Raw genomic sequence first — 16764 nt, 5'->3', positions numbered from 1 at the left:
GCCGGGCGCAATTACGAGCTGATCTCGCCGCGGGAGAACCGTGAGCGGCCGCGCTTTCGTGCCTTTAGCGACTGGCTGCGCAGCGAGGTGGCGCTCAGCCAGTCCGGCACTGTTCTTGTCCTTTAGAACAGCTTGCTGCCCCAACCGAGCTTATTGCGCAGCACGTGAAAGTAGCTGTAATCGAGCGGGTGTACCAGGTGCAGCTTGTGGCTGCTCTTCTTGATGAGGATCTCGTCCCCCGGATGCACCGCCAGGGTTACCTGACCGTCGCAGCTCACCTGTATGGCGTCATCCTGATTGTCTGGCGAGACCAGCAGCCGCACCTCGCTGTCCGCATCCAGCACGATGGGGCGGCTGCTGAGGGTGTGCGGAAACATAGGCACCAGCGTGATGGCGTTGAGCTTGGGGGTAAGGATGGGGCCGCCTGCTGACAGCGAGTAGGCGGTGGAGCCGGTCGGGGTGGCCACTATGATGCCGTCCGATCGTTGACTGTACATAAAACTGCCATCGATGTAGACCTCAAACTCGATCATGTGAGCGATCTTGCCCGGGTGCAGCACGGCTTCGTTCACCGCCAGATTGCGCGATTTGCGCTCCCCATGGCGATAGACGGCGGCTTCCAGCAGGAAGCGGTGTTCACTCTTGTAGTGGCCGGAGAGCACCTGCTCCAGTGGCAGCAGGTAATCCTGCGGCGACAGGTCGGTTAAAAAGCCGAGATTGCCCCGGTTCACGCCGATCACCGCCACATCAAACCGTGACAGCACCCGGGCCGCCCCCAGCATGTTGCCATCCCCGCCGACGACGATGGCCAGATCCGCCAGCTCACCGAGTTGGACCAGATCCATCACGTTCTCATCCATGATGCCGAGGGTGTGGGCCACCCGGCTCTCTACCAGCACCCGAAAACCTCGGGTAGTGAGATATTGATGCAAGCCGGTCAGGGTCTGGTTAGCCCCTTCGTGGTGGGGTTTGCCAATCAGGGCAATGGTATTGAACGGAGAATCCATATGCTGTCGGGTCTGGGATGAGTATTGGGGGAGTATACCGCGCTTTGTGGGGGATTTGTCTGCTGCCAGCGTATCCTGGTGGGCATAGCGCCATGAAAAGTGGCAATTTACCCGTTAGCTCGGCTCATTGGCGACGATAGCGCCCTTTTCCCCTTGAAAGCCGAGGCTGCGTCCCCATAATAGCGCCATTACAGGGTCTGTTACCGACTTGTCGCGCACCCGGATGTCAACAGACCCTAACAAGCAACCCTGAAATTGGAGATGTCATGAACCACGAAGAACAAAAAGTTGAAGCGATGGAGCAAGTGGAAGTCCAGCCAGTCGAGCCGACCGATGTAGACAGTGAAGTGACAGCCGAGCAGGCCCGCATTGCCGAACTGGAAGCGCAGCTGGAAGCTGCCCAGCAGGCCTCCCTCGAAGAGCGTGAGCGCGCCATTCGCGCCGTCGCCGAGATGGAAAACCTGCGTCGCCGTGCCGCTCAGGACGTGGAGAAGGCTCACAAGTTCGCGCTGGAGAAATTCGCTGGCGAACTGCTGCCGGTGCTGGACAACCTGGAGCGCGCCATCGAGTTGGCCGACAAAGAGAACGATGCCCTCAAGCCCATGATCGAAGGGGTCGAGCTGACCCTCAAATCCATGCAGAGCTCGGTGGGCAAGTTTGGTCTGAATCCGCTGGATCCGCTCAATCAGCCGTTCGATCCCAACGCCCATCAGGCGATGAGCATGGTGCCGAGTGCCGATGTGGCACCGAACACCGTCATCGCTGTGATGCAGAAGGGCTACGACCTCAACGGTCGGGTGATCCGTCCGGCCATGGTGATGGTCTCCAAGGCACCGGCCTGAGTACCATTGCAGTGCTGAGCCCGCCGCTCGGCGGGCTTTTTATTCGTCGCGGCGCCATTATGCGTATTAAATGGCGCCATTTGGCAAGCATTTTCCCGTAAACAGGGCAAGAATGCGCGGTTTTTTGAGGGCGGGGCTTGAAGCGTCAACTTGAGACCCCATATAGGTTGCAAGGTCGCGGCGGCACAAAAAATTTGATGCCGGGAGCTTGAAAGCCACACTGGCTGCCCCCACCTAGCCGTTAACGCATTAAGGCGAGTACCTCGCCAGTTTATTCAAAGTATTTGGAGATTCGTCAAATGGGTAAAATCATCGGTATTGACTTGGGTACTACCAACTCCTGCGTCGCTATTCTGGATGGCGACACTGCTCGCGTGATCGAGAACGCAGAAGGCGATCGTACTACTCCGTCCATCATTGCCTATGCCGATGATGGCGAGATCCTGGTTGGTCAGCCGGCCAAGCGTCAGGCCATCACCAACCCGAAGAACACCCTGTTCGCCATCAAGCGTCTGATCGGTCGCCGTTTCGAAGATGAAGAAGTTCAGCGTGACCTGAAGATCATGCCGTACGCCATCGCCAAGGCTGACAATGGTGATGCCTGGGTTGAAGTGAAAGGCAAGAAAATGGCGCCGCCGCAGATCTCTGCCGAAGTGCTGAAGAAGATGAAGAAGACCGCCGAGGATTACCTGGGCGAGCCGGTGACCGAAGCCGTTATCACAGTGCCGGCCTACTTCAACGATGCCCAGCGTCAGGCGACCAAAGATGCCGGTCGCATCGCGGGTCTGGATGTAAAACGCATCATCAACGAACCGACTGCTGCTGCTTTCGCTTACGGCGTGAACAAGGTCAAGGGCGAGCGCAAGGTTGCCGTATATGACCTGGGTGGCGGTACTTTCGATATCTCCATCATCGAGATCGACGAAGTCGAAGGCGAGACCACCTTCGAAGTTCTGGCGACCAACGGTAACACCCACCTGGGTGGTGAAGACTTCGACAACCGTGTCATCAACTATCTGGTCGACGAGTTCAAGCGTGAGCAGGGCATCGACCTGCGCAACGACCAGCTGGCTCTGCAGCGTCTGAAAGATGCGGCCGAGAAAGCCAAGATTGAGCTCTCTTCTGCCCAGCAGACCGACGTGAACCTGCCGTATATCACTGCAGATGCCACAGGTCCCAAGCACATGAACATCAAGGTGACCCGCGCCAAGCTGGAATCCCTGGTGGAAGACATGGTGAAGGATTCGCTCGAGCCAGTTCGTACCGCCCTGAAAGACTCAGGTCTGGCCGTTGGCGAGATCGACGACGTCATCCTGGTAGGCGGTCAGACCCGCATGCCGATGGTGCAAAAGACCGTTGCCGAGTTCTTTGGCAAAGAGCCGCGTAAAGACGTCAACCCGGACGAAGCCGTGGCCATGGGTGCTGCCATCCAGGGCGCCGTACTGTCCGGTGAGAAGACCGACGTACTGCTGCTGGACGTGACCCCGCTCTCTCTGGGTATTGAAACCATGGGCAGCGTGATGACGGCGCTGATCGAGAAGAACACCACTATCCCGACCAAAAAGTCCCAGGTGTTCTCCACTGCCGAAGACAACCAGTCTGCCGTGACCATTCACGTGCTGCAGGGTGAGCGCAAGCGCGCCAGCGACAACAAGTCCCTGGGCCAGTTCAACCTGGAAGGTATCCGTCCCGCTCAGCGTGGCTTGCCGCAGATCGAAGTGACCTTTGATATCGATGCCAACGGCATCCTGCACGTCTCTGCCAAAGACAAGGAGACCAACAAGGAGCAGAAGATCACCATCCAGGCTTCCTCCGGTCTGTCTGATGAAGAGATCGAACGCATGGTACGCGAGGCGGAAGCCAACGCGGCTGAAGACAAGAAGTTTGAAGAGCTGGTGCAGACCCGCAACCAGGCTGACGGTCTGGTCCACTCGGTCCGCAAGCAGGTAACCGAAGCCGGTGACGCCCTGCCTGCCGACGACAAGACCAAGATCGAGACTGCATTGAGCGAGCTGGAAGCCGTCATCAAGGGTGACGACAAGGCAGTCATCGAAGCCAAGCAACAGGCGCTGATGGAAGCCTCCCAGAAGCTGATGGAAATTGCCCAGCAGCAAGCCCAGGCTCAGGGTGCTGGCGCCGATGCCGGCCAGTCCTCTTCTTCTGCCAAGGCTGACGACGACGTGGTCGACGCCGAGTTCGAAGAAGTGAAAGACGAGAAGAAATAAGCCACACCCAGATGGGTAGAGCTCGCTCTACCCATCGGCTTGAACGATGAATTTACGGGCGTTGGGTGACCAACGCCCGTCTGCATAACTGTTTACGTAGCAACAGGATCAGTATGTCAAAGCGCGATTTCTATGAAGTGCTCGGGGTATCGAAAGATGCCGATGAGCGCGAGATCAAGAAGGCGTACAAGCGTCTGGCGATGAAGTTTCACCCGGATCGCAACCAGGGTGATGCCGTATCCGAAGAGAAGTTTAAAGAGGTCAAGGAAGCCTATGAGGTCCTGACCGACGAAAATCTGCGGGCCCGTTATGACCAGTACGGTCATGCTGGCGTGGATCAGAGCCAGGGTGGCGGTGGTCACGGTGGCTTTGGCGGTGGAGCCGATTTCGGTGATGCGTTCGGCGACATTTTTGGCGACATCTTTGGTGGCCGCAACGGCGGTGGGCGTCGTGGTCCTGCCCGGGGTTCCGACCTGCGCTACACCATGGAGCTGACCCTGGAAGAAGCGGTGCGCGGTGTCTCCAAGGAGATCAAGGTACCGACTCTGGTCCACTGCGAGGTCTGCAACGGCTCGGGTGCTCACACCGGCAGCCATGCCCAGACGTGCCCGACCTGCCACGGTGCCGGTCAGGTGCAGATGCGTCAGGGCTTCTTTGCGGTGCAGCAAGCCTGTCCGCACTGTCACGGTCGCGGCAAGATCATCAAGGATCCGTGCCGCAAGTGCCATGGCGATGGTCGCTACCAGAAGACCAAGACACTGTCAGTGAAAATTCCGGCGGGCGTCGATACCGGTGATCGCATCCGTCTCTCCGGCGAAGGGGAGGCGGGGGAAGCTGGCGCACCGGCCGGAGATCTCTACGTTCAGGTACACGTCAAGGAGCACGAGATCTTCGTGCGTGACGGTAACAACCTTTACTGCGAAGTGCCCATCAGCTTCACCGCCGCCGCGCTCGGCGGCGAGATTGAAGTGCCGACCCTGGATGGTCGCGTCAAGCTGAAGGTCACTCCCGAGACCCAGACCGGCAAGATGTTCCGCATGCGGGGCAAGGGCGTCAAGTCCGTGCGCTCCGGCCAGGTGGGCGATCTGATGTGCAAGGTGGTGGTCGAGACCCCGGTCAAGCTGACCGAGTCCCAAAAAGAGCTGCTGCGCCAGCTGGACGAGTCGTTCAGCGGTGCCGCTGCCAAGACCCACAAGCCGAAATCGGAAGGCTTCTTCGAAGGGGTGAAACGCTTCTTCGACGACCTGACCCGCTGATCTCAGCGCATTCCAGCAAAGCCGGCCTCTGTGCCGGCTTTTTTTTTGCGCCTTTTTACGGCGCGCCTCATTGTTCAATCCGTGGTGCTGGCGCGCCAGAACACCTGCTTGATATGGGGATGAATGGCCAGTTTCACCATCAGGGCATCCAGCTCGTTGCCGTCGATGGAGGTGGCCAGCAGCACAGCGGAGATCTCCAGATCCTGTTCACCGAACGGCTCTATGTCCAGCTCGCTCAAGGGGTAGTTGGCCTGTTCCATCATCTCTTCGAGCCAGTGCAACACCTCCTTCTGATACCCGCGCTCGGCGAGGGCCGTGACCCTGTAAGTCACCTCTGTATCGGTATTGTCCACCGGACGGCGGTTGATCTGGTTGACCAGGGGGCGCAGCAGGGTGTTGGCGGCCAGCACGAAGAGGGCGCCGAGCACTGCCTCCATCGCAAGCCCGGCCCCGCTGGCTGCCCCCACAGCCGCCACGCCCCACAGGGTGGCAGCTGTGTTGATGCCGCGGATATTGCCCGACTCACGCATGATGACACCGGCGCCGAGAAAGCCGATGCCGGAGACGATATAGGCCACCACATGGACCACGTTGTAGCTGCCGCCGTGCAGGTCATAGATGCGCTGGGCCAGACTGACGAACAGGGCCGCCCCCACGGCGACCAGCACGTTGGTGCGAAGGCCCGCGGTACGTTGGCGGTACTGGCGCTCCAGCCCGACCAGGCAGCCCAGCACAAAGGCCAGCAGGAGGCTGGCCAGGGTGTCGAGCAGGGAAATCATGTCAAGTTGCTGCCACATTCTCATGGCGTACTCCTTCTGGTTTGATATGGCCTTCGGCATGCAGGATAGGAGGCCCAATGGGCATGCTTGATGAATCGCAGAGGTGCGCGCGGTGAAGGCCATCATGGGAAATGACAACGGGCCACGGTCAAACGGGCCCGCGCTCAGAATGGCGTGCAGATAGCCGGGTCAGATGTAAAGGGGCCAGCATGGCTGGCCCCGATATACCCCATCCCGGTTAGTTGAGCAGGGGCTCGGCGTCGTGACGGGGATGCAGCTCCCAGCGCACCGGATGGGCGACCCCGACCTGGTGCACGAACTGCACCAGGTAACGGCGCTGGGGCGGTGTGCAGTACAGATTGAGCACCAGCTCCCGACCCCCGCTGCGCCCTGGCCTCAGGGACTGCATGGGACGCAGCCCGGCCGGTTGCAGGGTATGAGTCACCATGTCGAGCACTCGCTCCATGTCGGCGCGATCCTGACAACGGATCTGCAACCTGTAGTGGTGCTGATCCGGTTTGGGGCGCAGCCAGAGTGGCCACAAACCACGGCCGAGCTTGCTCAGCAGGGTATGAGTCTGAGTGGATCCAGATTTGGTTGAAATAAAACGCATAGCAGCCTCCTTGTGGGAAGCAGAAACTATGCAGGCAAGGTGTCCAGGCCTGGGCTTGGGTCACCTGACGTCAAGTGTAAAAAGAGAAGAGGGGAGTGGATTTCCGCTTCTCGCAGGGTTGCGAGAGCGCGGCAGAGGAAGACCTGCGGCTATCTCGCGACCAGGGGGCCGACTGATTGGGTCGGTCTACAACTGTCACTTGATGAATTGCCCACTGATGGTCTCCGCTGTTGATGAACGGCCAAATGGTACTCATCCAGAGCAATGAGGTAAAGCCTTATCCACGTTCAGCAATATTTAGATACAAGTTTGTCAATAATCTGAGTCGCTTGGCTACCTCCATACCTGCCCGGCCAAGGTATTAACCCCCCCAGGAGCCAGCCATGATCCACGGCCATGCCGACGGTTCAGGCCCTCACAAAATTAGACATTGCTAATTTAGGTTTTATTTATAGAATAAAGCTTAATATAAGCAACTGCTAATTTATGCCAATGCACACTGTCGATGAGATGACTCGGTATGCCAGCGAGGCGGTGAATGTGCTGGCCCTGTTGTGCACCCATTTTTGCCACTCCCAAGACGACGAGGTGTCCTGATGTTTGAAACCCAATGGTTGCTTGCCCTGGCCGGGGGCATGCTGGTGGGGCTCTCCGCCCTGATGCTGATGCTGTTCAACGGCAAGGTGGCCGGGATCAGCGGCATGCTGGCGGCAGCCATGGAACACAGGCACGCCTGGTGCTGGCTGTTTCTGCTGGGATTGGGGGCGGGTGCCTGGCTGGCGTTTCGCCTGAACTGGGCCCGGCTGCCGAGCCTCGATACCCTGCCGGCCTGGCCGCTGGTGTTGCTGGCGGGGCTGCTGGTCGGGGTCGGTACCCGTCTTGGCAATGGTTGCACCAGCGGTCATGGCATATGTGGCATGGGGCGGCTCTCGGTGCGATCCATCCTTGCCACCCTCACCTTCATGGCAACCGGTGCCCTCACCGTGTTTGTCACCCTGCATCTGTTGTAACGAGGCGATGAGATGAAACTCTTTATCAGTCTGTTGGCCGGTCTGCTGTTCGGGCTCGGCCTTGCCATCTCCGGCATGGTGGATCCGGCGCGGGTCATCGGCTTTCTCGACGTGGCGGGCACTTGGGATCCCAGCCTGGCCTTCGTGATGGGGGGCGCCCTGCTGGTGTTCATGCCTGGCTACTTTCTGCTGGTCAAACCGAGCCGCCAGAGCCTGCTTGGTGAGCCATATTCGTTCAGCCTGGCTCGGCAGGTGGACAGTCGCCTCATCGGTGGCTCGGCCCTGTTCGGCATCGGATGGGGCTTGGCGGGCATCTGCCCAGGGCCAGCCTTGAGTCTCATTTCCAGCGGGCAGCCCATGATATTGTTGTTTGTGGCGGCCATGGTGAACGGGATCCTGCTGGTGGACAGGGTATGGATGACGCTGCGACAAGCCCGCAGCACCTGATCCCTCGGCGCCATGATCCCGCAGTCCCGGCACCCGTGCAGGGGTCAGGAAGGCGCAATTGCGAGAGGGCCACCCGGGTGGCCCTCTACTGTCACACCTTCAGGTGGCGGGCGCGCTGAGTCCGCGTCCTTTCATCAGTGGGAAGTAGCGTCGGTCGGCCTGGCTCATGTGGCCGACAACCAGCTCCTGAATGATGAAGTTGAGTAATTCGTCGTTGCCAAGCTCGCCGGCCCTGGCGGCGGTCATCAGCTGGCTTGCCCTGTGCAGCAGCCGCTGGTGGTCCTGCTGGTGGCTGGCCAGCTCGGCATAGTCCAGCTCGGCCAGCACCTGCTCCTCGAAGGCGAAGTGGTGGCGCGCCATCTCAAACAACCCTTCCAGACTTTCCAGATAGAGGGCCGGGTGCTCGCAGTTGTCTTTCATGCGCTCCAGCAGCCGGTTGGTCAGCACGAAGAGCTGGCGATGCTCGGCATCGATGCGGGGATGGCCACACTCGTGGCTGTTTTGCCACAGCAGTGAGCCCAGTTCGGGATCCAGCCCGGCGGTAAACAGGCAGACCCGGCCACGGCCCCGTCCCTTGGCCTGATACATGGCCTGATCGGCATGGTGCATCAGGGTCTTCGGATCCGTGCCATGTTCCGGGTAGAGCGCCACTCCTATGCTGCTGGAGATCCGCAACTCCTGCTCTTCATCCATCCGGAACGGATGACGCAGGCTCTGGTGCAGATGATCCGCCACCGCCAGCGCCTCGTCACGGGTATCGGGCAGCAGGATCACGAACTCATCTCCCCCGAGACGGGCCACCAGATCTTGTTCCCGCACGCAGTGGCGCATGCGTTCGGCCACCATGTTGAGCAGCACATCCCCGGTCTCATGACCAAAGGTGTCATTGATCGGTTTGAAGTGATCCAGATCGATGAACATCAGCGCCAGCTCTCTCCCCTCATCGGCCATGGCCTCTGTCAGCCGCAGTTGCAACAGGCGACGGTTGGGCAGGTTGGTGAGCGGATCATAGAAGGCGAGGCGATGCATCATCTCCTCGCTGGCGGCGCGTTCCGTGATGTCGCGGGTGACCCCCAGGATGGCATCGGGCTGGCCTTGCTCGTTGCCGTGCAAGGTGGTGATGGTCTCGGTCGCCACCAGATGTCCCTCCTTGTGCCTCACCTGGGTGCGGATCACGCAGCGGGTTTGCTCGTGGTCGCCCCGTTGCCAGGCTGCGAGGGAGTCACTGAGCTCATCGCGCAGCTGTTTTCTGGAGGTTTCCGGGATCAGCAGTTTGAGGGGCAGGCCGAGGATGTCGAGCGCCTCATAGCCGCTCAGGGGCTGGATGGCCGGGCTGACATAGCGAAGGCGCAGAGTGGCGGTATCCATGGTCCAGATAACGTCTGCGCTGTTCTCCGCCACGAACCGGTAGTGCTCTTCGCTCTGGGCCAGTTCACGGGTGAGCCGCAGCCGATCCCGGGCCTCCTGACGCAGACGCAGATAGAGATGGCAGAAGATGCCGAGCAGAGTCAGCAGGGTGAAGGTGATCAGCATGGCGACGGCCACGCTCTTGTCGAACAGCAGCCGCAGCTGGCGCATGCGCTCCCGGTCCGGGTTGTAGAGGAAGCGCTCCAGATCGGGCAGGGAGCTGAGCAAGCCCGCCTCCAGATAGGTCCTGGCGATCTGCTGCCATCGCTCGGGTTGCATGTAGCCGGGCGCGATAAGATCTGGCTGCATCAGCTCCCTGGTTTCACGGGCTTCGAACTCCAGCTGCTCACGGCCGTAACCGCTGGGATAGTTCTCCATGATCCAGTTGATCATCTCCTCCGGGTTTTCCATGGCGTAACGCCATCCCTTGAGGCTGGCCTGCTGGAACGCATAGACCCGCTCCGGCCTGCTCGTCAGCTCATGCTCCGAGGTAAACAGATTGTCGCCGTAGAAGTCAACGTCGATATCGCGGGGGGAGAACACCCGGTAGGAGAGCCCCATCTGGGCTAGCTGAAAGGGCTCTGTGGTGCTGTAGGCGCTGATGGCATCCACCTGTCCGGTCAGCAAGGCCTGCAGCCCCTGTTCATAGGGCAGTTTGGTCCAGCTGTGTGGCTGGGCATGGCGGCTGAGATAGACCAGCAACTCCTTGGAGCCAGGCTCCAGCATCAGGCGTTTGCCCGCGAGCGCCGAGGGTTGCAATATGTCGGGCCGTTCCAGGGAGATCAGGACCAGCGGCGAGTGCTGCAGCATGGCCGCCAGTACCACGACCGGACGACCTGCGGCACGGGCGAGCAGCAAGTCGCTGCCGCTGATCCCGAACTGGGCATGGCCTGACACCACCTCGTTGACCACATTGGTCTGCGGCGTGGCGGCGCGCAGTGCGACATTCAGACCAGCATCACGATAAAAGCCCTTGAACTGGGCGGCGTAATAACCGGCGAACTGGAACTGATGTTGCCATGGCAGTTGCACAACGACCTGCTCTGCCGCCCTCAGGGGCAGAGAGGTGACGCTGTAGAAGATCGCCGAACCCAGCATTGGCAGATACCAGAGCAAACGATGAAGGGAGGAATTTACGCCTGTCATATACATTCTTCTCGGGAGACGGGGTCGGTCCTAGAGTCAAATAATTCCTTGTTGCCCGCAAGGGGGCGAAAGGGCGCTGGAATCAGGGATCCGTGACAAAAAAAGTGATGTCTGTGTCGTTTATCACGTTTAGCTTTCATGCTCGGTATTTTTGTCAATTATGCGAATAACTAAGGAGCCATATGGCCTATTAAAATGGTCGCATTTTAGTCGTATTTATCTGCTATTTACCTCAGTAATAGTGAGTGACTGCTTTTTTTTCGGCGCAATGCGTCAAGCTGTGTCGCCGTATCAAAAGAAACTTTTCTGATGCTGTGGGAATGTATCCAGATTGATCCCATTCGGTTGTTACTCGGTAACCATGGACGCAAGCTGGCAAGGACCCAAACCTGGTCGCCTGCGGTGGTATGATAAGGGCTTTACCTTCTCGCTGAGGCTCTATCATGTCCCGATTGCGTCTTTTGTTGTCTGACTCTCACGATCCCTTGTTCAACCTGGCGGTGGAGGAGTGCATCTTTCGCCAGATGGACCCGAACCAGCGGGTGCTCTTCCTGTGGCGCAACGCCAATACGGTGGTGATTGGCCGCGCCCAAAATCCTTGGAAGGAGTGCAATACCCGCCGGATGGAGGAGGACGGCGTGACCCTGGCGCGGCGCAGCAGTGGGGGCGGTGCCGTGTTTCACGACCTTGGCAACAGCTGCTTCACCTTCATGGCGGGCAAGCCCGGCTATGACAAGAGTATCTCCACCGCCATCGTGCTGGATGCACTCAAGCGGCTCGGGGTGAGTGCCTTTGCCTCCGGGCGCAACGATCTGCTGGTGGCGACCCCGGACGGGGATCGCAAGGTGTCGGGCTCGGCCTATCGGGAGACGCAAGATCGCGGTTTTCATCATGGCACCCTGCTGCTGGATGCCGATCTGGGTCGGCTCGCCAATTACCTCAATCCAGATCCCAAGAAGTTGGCGGCCAAGGGTATCAGCTCGGTGCGCAGCCGGGTGGCCAACTTGTGCGAGCTGTTACCCGGTATCGATCACAACCAGCTGAGTCATGCCCTCTGTGAGGCCTTTTTTACCCATTACGGCGAGCGCGTTCTGCCTGAACACATCTCCCCCGAGCGGATGCCGGACCTGCCCGGATTTGCCGAGACCTTCGCCCGCCAGCGCAGCTGGGAGTGGAATTTTGGTCATGCGCCTGCTTTCAGCCATCAGCTGGACGAGCGTTTCGACTGGGGCGGGGCTGAGCTCCATTTCGATGTGGACAAGGGGGTCATAGGCCGGGCGCAGATCTTCAGCGACAGTCTGGATCCGGCGCCGCTGGATGCGCTGGCCGAACGGCTGGTTGGCCTTGCCTATCGCCGCGAGGCCATAGCGGCGCTGCTGTCGCAATTGCAGGCCGATTTCCCGGCCCAGCAAGCCGAGCTGGACGAGCTATCCCGCTGGTTGCTGGCCGCGTTGCGCTGAGGTTTTTTCCTGTCCGGGCAGCACATCAAAAGAGGCGCTCAACGGCGCCTTGTTGCCGGCCGACGCCACGGCTCATCATGATAAAAGAGCAGGATTTGCGCAAGGTGATGGAGAATGACCCGGAAACCGTCTCCGGCTTCGAGCGGGAGATTCAGGGTCAGACCCACTTGCACTCCACCTGCGAGTGTTCACGGGGGGTGAGCGGCCTGTTCGATGCCTATGCGGCGCTCAACTACCCAGGGGGGATCGCACCGTGCAGCCCACTGCCGGCACAATGTCCACTACTTCCGCTGTCGCCTTCGCGCTGGTGTGTAGCCCGGCCACGGCCCACAAGGCGCGGCTGCCACGCAACAGCGGTTATCACCACAGCCTCTTTACCTGGCGTGGCAAGGTGGGATTTCCACCAACCGGGTGGAGGCCATCGCCCACTTTGACGACGACACGTGCGGCAAGTACACCTATATCGCAGGGGACACAGCGGTCTTCATGAACCCGGTCTGCGGTCGTGAGCAGATGGATGCCTTCATCGCGCACATTCGCGGCTGCCCCTGACTGGCCGTCTGCCTGTGTCATGTTGCGTGTTTTTACATTATTGCAACCAATTGAATCGTAAGGAATTACTTGCGATTTGTGCGTAAAACGTGAAGCAGCACAGGTTATGCCCTCCTACATCTCATTCTGACTTATTTTTGACGCATTTTTTCAGTACGGTATGGATTCCAACGGGCTGATGTTTAGCCGTGAATACCATCAAAAGGAGCCGTTATGGACAAGTGCAGACGCAGAGTTACCCTGGGGCTGTTGAGTGCCCCCCTGGCCACCACCCTCGCCGGGTGCAACAGCAGCAACGACAGCGAAGGGATCACGGCTGACTTTAGTACCACCCTGACCGACAGGTTGACGGCCGAGCTGAAGGATGAGAACACGGCCCGCCAGCTGCGTCCCTTCATCGAGGAGGCCAATTTCAACATGACGCCGCCCTCGATTGCGATAGCAGACACCAGCACCCTGATCGCCTTTGCCTTTGGCAATCGCCCCAACGACTCCGGCAACCCGGATGAGCTGGCCAAGCCCGGCCCCATGAACGAGGCCCTGGCCGCCTGTTGCGCAGCCCTCTACCGACAAAAAGCCATGCCTATGTATGTGCAGTGGGAGATAGCCCGTTACCTCGACTCGCCCCGCTATCCGGATATTCCGGCCAGGGATGTCATCTCCATTGAGCCTTACTGGGATGCCGACGGCAAGCTGGTCTATCTGAGCACCGACGGGGTGGTCGAGGCCATCGTCAGGGATCATGCCGGTGGTGATCCCGCCACCCTCGGCACGGCGGCTGTTATCGGTCATCGCGATCACGTCAAACGCTGCATCATGACCTGTCGGGCCCGCAAGGTGGCGAGCCATGCTCCGGAGGGGATCGAACTGCCCGTCTGGTATGACGAGCAATCCGCTCAACCCTGGACCCGGCGGCGGGATCTCTATGTCTTGCAGGACATCACAGCCCAGCTGATGGGGGTGGCGCAGGCCAACATAGCCAAGGCTTACCCGAACGGGTAAATCCGCCTGCGGTGAGAGATAAGCAGGATCCGGGTGCCGGAAAGAGGACAGTAAAACGGCGCAAAGATCCCGCCGTTTTACTGTTGCTGGTGTTACCGTTTCTGCAACTGGGTGACCGTCAGCTTGCCGGCCGGGTTCTCGACGAGAAAGCTCACCACATCCCCCACCTTGAACCCCTTGGTCAGAGCGGGATCCGCCAGCAGGAACACCATGGTCATGGGGGGCATCTTGAGGTTCTCTATCGCCTCGTGTTTGATCCCCACCTTGCCGCTGGCTTCATCGAGGCGGGTGATGACCCCTTTGGTCATCACCCGCTCTTGCGTCGCCTGCATATCCATCCCCTCCATCTGGGACATATCGTGCCCCTCGTGGTTCATGGTCATCTTGGCTTGGGCCTGGAGAGAGGCAAGGCCAAGCAGCAATGTCAGGGTCAGCGTCTTGTAGTTCATGATGTTTTCCTTCAGTTGTTTATTCAAACTCTTCGTTGATTAACAAAGGGTGTGAAATCGGGTTATTCGGCTTGCTGGTTCTCGGTCTTGCCAAGGCTGCGGCTGCGCCACAGGTAGTAGGCGGCCGGCAGCACCAAGAGGGTCAGCACCAGCGCGCTCACCATGCCGCCGATCATCGGCGCGGCGATGCGCTGCATTACCTCTGAGCCGGTGCCCTGGCTCCACATGATGGGCAACAGGCCCGCGATAATGGTCACCACCGTCATCATCTTGGGGCGCAGGCGCAGGGCGGCGCCCTGGATCACCGCCCGGTGCAGACCCGCCTTGTCTGGTTTGCCGCTGGCCACCAGCTCATCCCAGGCGTGGTTGAGGTAGACCAGCATCAAGACGCCTGTCTCCACCGCGACGCCAGCCAGAGCGATAAAGCCCACCCCGACCGCCACCGAGAGGTTGAAGTCGAGCAGCCAGAGGGTCCAGATCCCGCCCACTACCGCCAGCGGCAAGGTGGTGAGAATGAGCAGCACCTCCTGAACGCGGCGAAACGCCAGATAGAGCAGCAGCACGATAATGGCGACCGTGAGCGGCACCACATAGGCGAGGCGCGCCTTGGCCCGCTCCATGTATTCGTACTGACCCGACCAGGTGAGGGCATAACCCGCCGGCAGCACCAGCTGCTTGTCCACCTCAGCCTTGGCCTGCGCGACGAAAGAGCCGATGTCGCGGCCGCGAATATCGACGTAGACCCAGCCGTTGAGCCGTGCGTTCTCGCTGCGCAGCATGGGGGCCTCGTCACTGATGTAGACCCGTGCCACGTCCGCCAGGGCGATACGCGCACCGCTCGGGGTCACCACCGGCAGCAGCTCCAGACTGGCCACCGAGTCGCGATAGCTCTGGGGGTAGCGCAGGTTGATGGGGTAGCGCTCGCGCCCTTCGATGGTTTGCCCCACCTCCATGCCGCCCACTGCGGTGGCAAGCACCGCCTGCACATCGGCGATGTTGAGGCCGTAGCGAGCCGCTTTGAGCCGGTCGATATCCACCTTGATGTAGCGGCCACCGGCTACCCGCTCGGCGTAGACCGATGAAGCGCCCTCCACCTTGCCGACGATCTGCTCGAGCTGCTGGCCGAGCTGCTGGATCACCTTTAGATCCGGCCCCGCTATCTTGATACCGACCGGGGTCTTGATGCCGGTTGCCAGCATGTCGATGCGGGTCTTGATGGGGGGCACCCAGGCGTTGGTGAGGCCGGGGAAGCGGATGAGGGCGTCGAGCTCCTCTTTGAGCTTCTCTGGCGTCATGCCGGGGCGCCACTGATCCCGGGGCTTGAGCTGGATGCTGGTCTCCATCATCACCAGATCGGCGGGATCGGTGGCGGTCTCGGCGCGCCCCGCCTTGCCGAACACGTTCTGCACCTCGGGCACGGTGCGAATGAGCTTGTCGGTCTGCTGCAAGATCTCCCGCGCCTTGCCCACCGAGATATTGGCTGCTGTGGTGGGCATGTACATGATGTCCCCCTCATCGAGCGGCGGAATAAACTCTGAGCCCAGATGCTTGAGCGGCCAGAAGCCCGCTACCGTCACCACCGCCGCCAGTATGAGCGTGGTTTTCGGGCGTGCCAGCACGGCCTTGAGCAGCGGAATATAGCTGCGGGTCAGCATCCGGTTGAGAGGGTTGGCTTGTTCGGCCAGCACCTTGCCGCGGATAAAGTAGCCCATGAGTACCGGCACCAGCGTGATGGATAGCCCGGCCGCTGCCGCCATGGCGTAGGTCTTGGTGTAGGCGAGTGGATGGAACATCCGCCCCTCCTGCGCCTCCAGCGCAAACACTGGCAAAAAGCTCATGGTGATGATCAGCAGGGAGAAGAAGATGGCGGGCCCCACCTCTATGCTCGCCTCTGTGATGATGCGCCAGCGGTTCTTGTCGGTGAGCGCCTCTCGCTCCATGTGTTTGTGGACGTTCTCGATCATCACGATGGCGCCATCGACCATGGCGCCGATGGCGATGGCAATGCCGCCGAGCGACATGATGTTGGCGTTGATCCCCTGCAGGTGCATGACGATAAAGGCCACCAGAATGGCGATGGGCAAGGTGATGACTACCACCAGTGACGAGCGCAGGTGGAACAGGAAGGCCAGACAGACCAGCACCACCACGGCGAACTCCTCCAGCAGCTTGCCGGAGAGGTTGTCGATGGCACGCTGGATAAGATCGGATCTGTCGTAGACGGTGACGACTTCGACCCCCTCAGGCAGGCTGCTTTTCAGCTCCGCCAGCCGCGCCTTGACCCCGTCGATGGTGTGCTGGGCATTCTCGCCATAGCGCATCACAATGATGCCACCCACCACTTCCCCTTCACCGTTGAGTTCGGCTATGCCGCGCCGCATCTGGGGGCCGGTGACCACATCCGCCACGTCACCCAGCAGCAGCGTGGCGCCGCGCACAGTGGTGCCGAGTGGGATCTGCTTGAGGTCTTCCACGCTCTTCAAATAGCCATTCGAGCGCACCATGTACTCCGCTTCCGCCATCTCGATGACGGAGGCGCCTGTCTCCTGATTGCCCTGCTTGATGGCCG

The 16764-nt window shown here is 60.1% G+C and carries 13 protein-coding genes and 1 pseudogene; 8 read left to right on the top strand and 6 right to left on the bottom strand.

All coding sequences use genetic code 11. The annotated features are described in order from the left end of the window. Window positions 1-122 precede the first annotated feature (122 nt). Entirely contained in the window at window positions 123-1007 is an 885-nt protein-coding gene (gene nadK, locus BN1129_RS00590) for an NAD(+) kinase (RefSeq protein WP_042033830.1), read from the bottom strand. Window positions 1008-1273: 266 nt separating this feature from the next. Here nadK and grpE point away from each other — a divergent pair, with 266 nt between their 5' ends. The 3 genes from grpE to dnaJ all read left to right on the top strand — a co-directional run bounded on the left by grpE (window position 1274) and on the right by dnaJ (window position 5330). Beyond that, window positions 1274-1849, top strand: coding sequence for a nucleotide exchange factor GrpE (gene grpE, locus BN1129_RS00585; RefSeq protein WP_042033829.1), 576 nt, complete (start codon window positions 1274-1276; stop codon window positions 1847-1849). A gap of 299 nt (window positions 1850-2148) precedes the next feature. After that, window positions 2149-4074: a molecular chaperone DnaK gene (dnaK, locus tag BN1129_RS00580; RefSeq protein ID WP_042033828.1), complete on the top strand. Its 1926-nt coding sequence runs from the start codon at window positions 2149-2151 to the stop codon at window positions 4072-4074. 113 nt (window positions 4075-4187) lie between these two features. After that, window positions 4188-5330: a molecular chaperone DnaJ gene (gene dnaJ / locus BN1129_RS00575; protein ID WP_042033827.1), complete on the top strand. Its 1143-nt coding sequence runs from the start codon at window positions 4188-4190 to the stop codon at window positions 5328-5330. A gap of 74 nt (window positions 5331-5404) precedes the next feature. Here the strand turns inward: dnaJ and BN1129_RS00570 are convergent, their stop codons facing one another. Together BN1129_RS00570 and BN1129_RS00565 are read right to left on the bottom strand one after the other, a co-directional pair. After that, window positions 5405-6133 carry an MgtC/SapB family protein gene (locus tag BN1129_RS00570; RefSeq protein ID WP_042033826.1) on the bottom strand — a complete coding sequence of 243 codons (729 nt, stop codon included), beginning with the start codon at window positions 6131-6133 and terminating at the stop codon, window positions 5405-5407. Window positions 6134-6347: 214 nt separating this feature from the next. Then, on the bottom strand, window positions 6348-6722 hold the full coding sequence (locus BN1129_RS00565; protein WP_042033825.1) for a hypothetical protein: 375 nt from the start codon (window positions 6720-6722) through the stop codon (window positions 6348-6350). Window positions 6723-7318: 596 nt separating this feature from the next. On the opposite strand from BN1129_RS00565, the gene BN1129_RS00560 reads away from it, so the two are divergent. Together BN1129_RS00560 and BN1129_RS00555 are read left to right on the top strand one after the other, a co-directional pair. Next, window positions 7319-7732: a YeeE/YedE family protein gene (locus BN1129_RS00560; protein WP_042033824.1), complete on the top strand. Its 414-nt coding sequence runs from the start codon at window positions 7319-7321 to the stop codon at window positions 7730-7732. Between the two features lie 12 nt (window positions 7733-7744). Then, window positions 7745-8179: a YeeE/YedE family protein gene (locus BN1129_RS00555; RefSeq protein WP_042033823.1), complete on the top strand. Its 435-nt coding sequence runs from the start codon at window positions 7745-7747 to the stop codon at window positions 8177-8179. Between the two features lie 99 nt (window positions 8180-8278). On the opposite strand, the gene BN1129_RS00550 is transcribed toward BN1129_RS00555, so the two are convergent. Beyond that, the gene (locus BN1129_RS00550; protein WP_042033822.1) at window positions 8279-10732 is read right to left on the bottom strand and encodes a diguanylate cyclase domain-containing protein; all 2454 of its coding nucleotides are present in this window, start codon (window positions 10730-10732) and stop codon (window positions 8279-8281) included. Window positions 10733-11175: 443 nt separating this feature from the next. On the opposite strand from BN1129_RS00550, the gene lplA reads away from it, so the two are divergent. From lplA to BN1129_RS00540, 3 genes and pseudogenes are all read left to right on the top strand, one after another. Continuing rightward, entirely contained in the window at window positions 11176-12192 is a 1017-nt protein-coding gene (lplA, locus tag BN1129_RS00545) for a lipoate--protein ligase (RefSeq protein WP_042033821.1), read from the top strand. A 62-nt stretch (window positions 12193-12254) separates the two neighbouring features. Beyond that, window positions 12255-12744: pseudogene (locus tag BN1129_RS24435) on the top strand (aspartate aminotransferase family protein); the annotation flags it as partial. Window positions 12745-12957: 213 nt separating this feature from the next. Then, window positions 12958-13746 carry a hypothetical protein gene (locus BN1129_RS00540; RefSeq protein ID WP_042033820.1) on the top strand — a complete coding sequence of 263 codons (789 nt, stop codon included), beginning with the start codon at window positions 12958-12960 and terminating at the stop codon, window positions 13744-13746. 92 nt (window positions 13747-13838) lie between these two features. Here the strand turns inward: BN1129_RS00540 and BN1129_RS00535 are convergent, their stop codons facing one another. Both BN1129_RS00535 and BN1129_RS00530 read right to left on the bottom strand, forming a co-directional pair. Further along, the gene (locus tag BN1129_RS00535) at window positions 13839-14195 is read right to left on the bottom strand and encodes a copper-binding protein (protein ID WP_042033819.1); all 357 of its coding nucleotides are present in this window, start codon (window positions 14193-14195) and stop codon (window positions 13839-13841) included. A gap of 62 nt (window positions 14196-14257) precedes the next feature. Continuing rightward, window positions 14258-16764 (bottom strand): efflux RND transporter permease subunit (locus BN1129_RS00530; protein WP_042033818.1); only part of this gene is annotated, 2507 nt, incomplete at its 5' end.

The organism is Aeromonas popoffii, from assembly GCF_000820025.1.
Classification (GTDB): Bacteria; Pseudomonadota; Gammaproteobacteria; order Enterobacterales; family Aeromonadaceae; genus Aeromonas; species Aeromonas popoffii.
The sequence above is the reverse complement of the archived record's forward strand: the minus strand, read 5'-3'. Positions and strand labels throughout refer to the sequence as shown.

What these genes read in the sequence shown, in the direction of transcription:
- BN1129_RS00570 (WP_042033826.1), bottom strand. Translation starts at nt 6,133, where the DNA reads ATGAGAATGTGGCAGCAACTTGACATGATTTCCCTGCTCGACACCCTG.
- dnaK (WP_042033828.1), top strand. Translation starts at nt 2,149, where the DNA reads ATGGGTAAAATCATCGGTATTGACTTGGGTACTACCAACTCCTGCGTC.
- grpE (WP_042033829.1), top strand. Translation starts at nt 1,274, where the DNA reads ATGAACCACGAAGAACAAAAAGTTGAAGCGATGGAGCAAGTGGAAGTC.
- nadK (WP_042033830.1), bottom strand. Translation starts at nt 1,007, where the DNA reads ATGGATTCTCCGTTCAATACCATTGCCCTGATTGGCAAACCCCACCAC.
- BN1129_RS00535 (WP_042033819.1), bottom strand. Translation starts at nt 14,195, where the DNA reads ATGAACTACAAGACGCTGACCCTGACATTGCTGCTTGGCCTTGCCTCT.
- BN1129_RS00550 (WP_042033822.1), bottom strand. Translation starts at nt 10,732, where the DNA reads ATGACAGGCGTAAATTCCTCCCTTCATCGTTTGCTCTGGTATCTGCCA.
- BN1129_RS00540 (WP_042033820.1), top strand. Translation starts at nt 12,958, where the DNA reads ATGGACAAGTGCAGACGCAGAGTTACCCTGGGGCTGTTGAGTGCCCCC.
- lplA (WP_042033821.1), top strand. Translation starts at nt 11,176, where the DNA reads ATGTCCCGATTGCGTCTTTTGTTGTCTGACTCTCACGATCCCTTGTTC.
- BN1129_RS00555 (WP_042033823.1), top strand. Translation starts at nt 7,745, where the DNA reads ATGAAACTCTTTATCAGTCTGTTGGCCGGTCTGCTGTTCGGGCTCGGC.
- BN1129_RS00560 (WP_042033824.1), top strand. Translation starts at nt 7,319, where the DNA reads ATGTTTGAAACCCAATGGTTGCTTGCCCTGGCCGGGGGCATGCTGGTG.
- BN1129_RS00565 (WP_042033825.1), bottom strand. Translation starts at nt 6,722, where the DNA reads ATGCGTTTTATTTCAACCAAATCTGGATCCACTCAGACTCATACCCTG.
- dnaJ (WP_042033827.1), top strand. Translation starts at nt 4,188, where the DNA reads ATGTCAAAGCGCGATTTCTATGAAGTGCTCGGGGTATCGAAAGATGCC.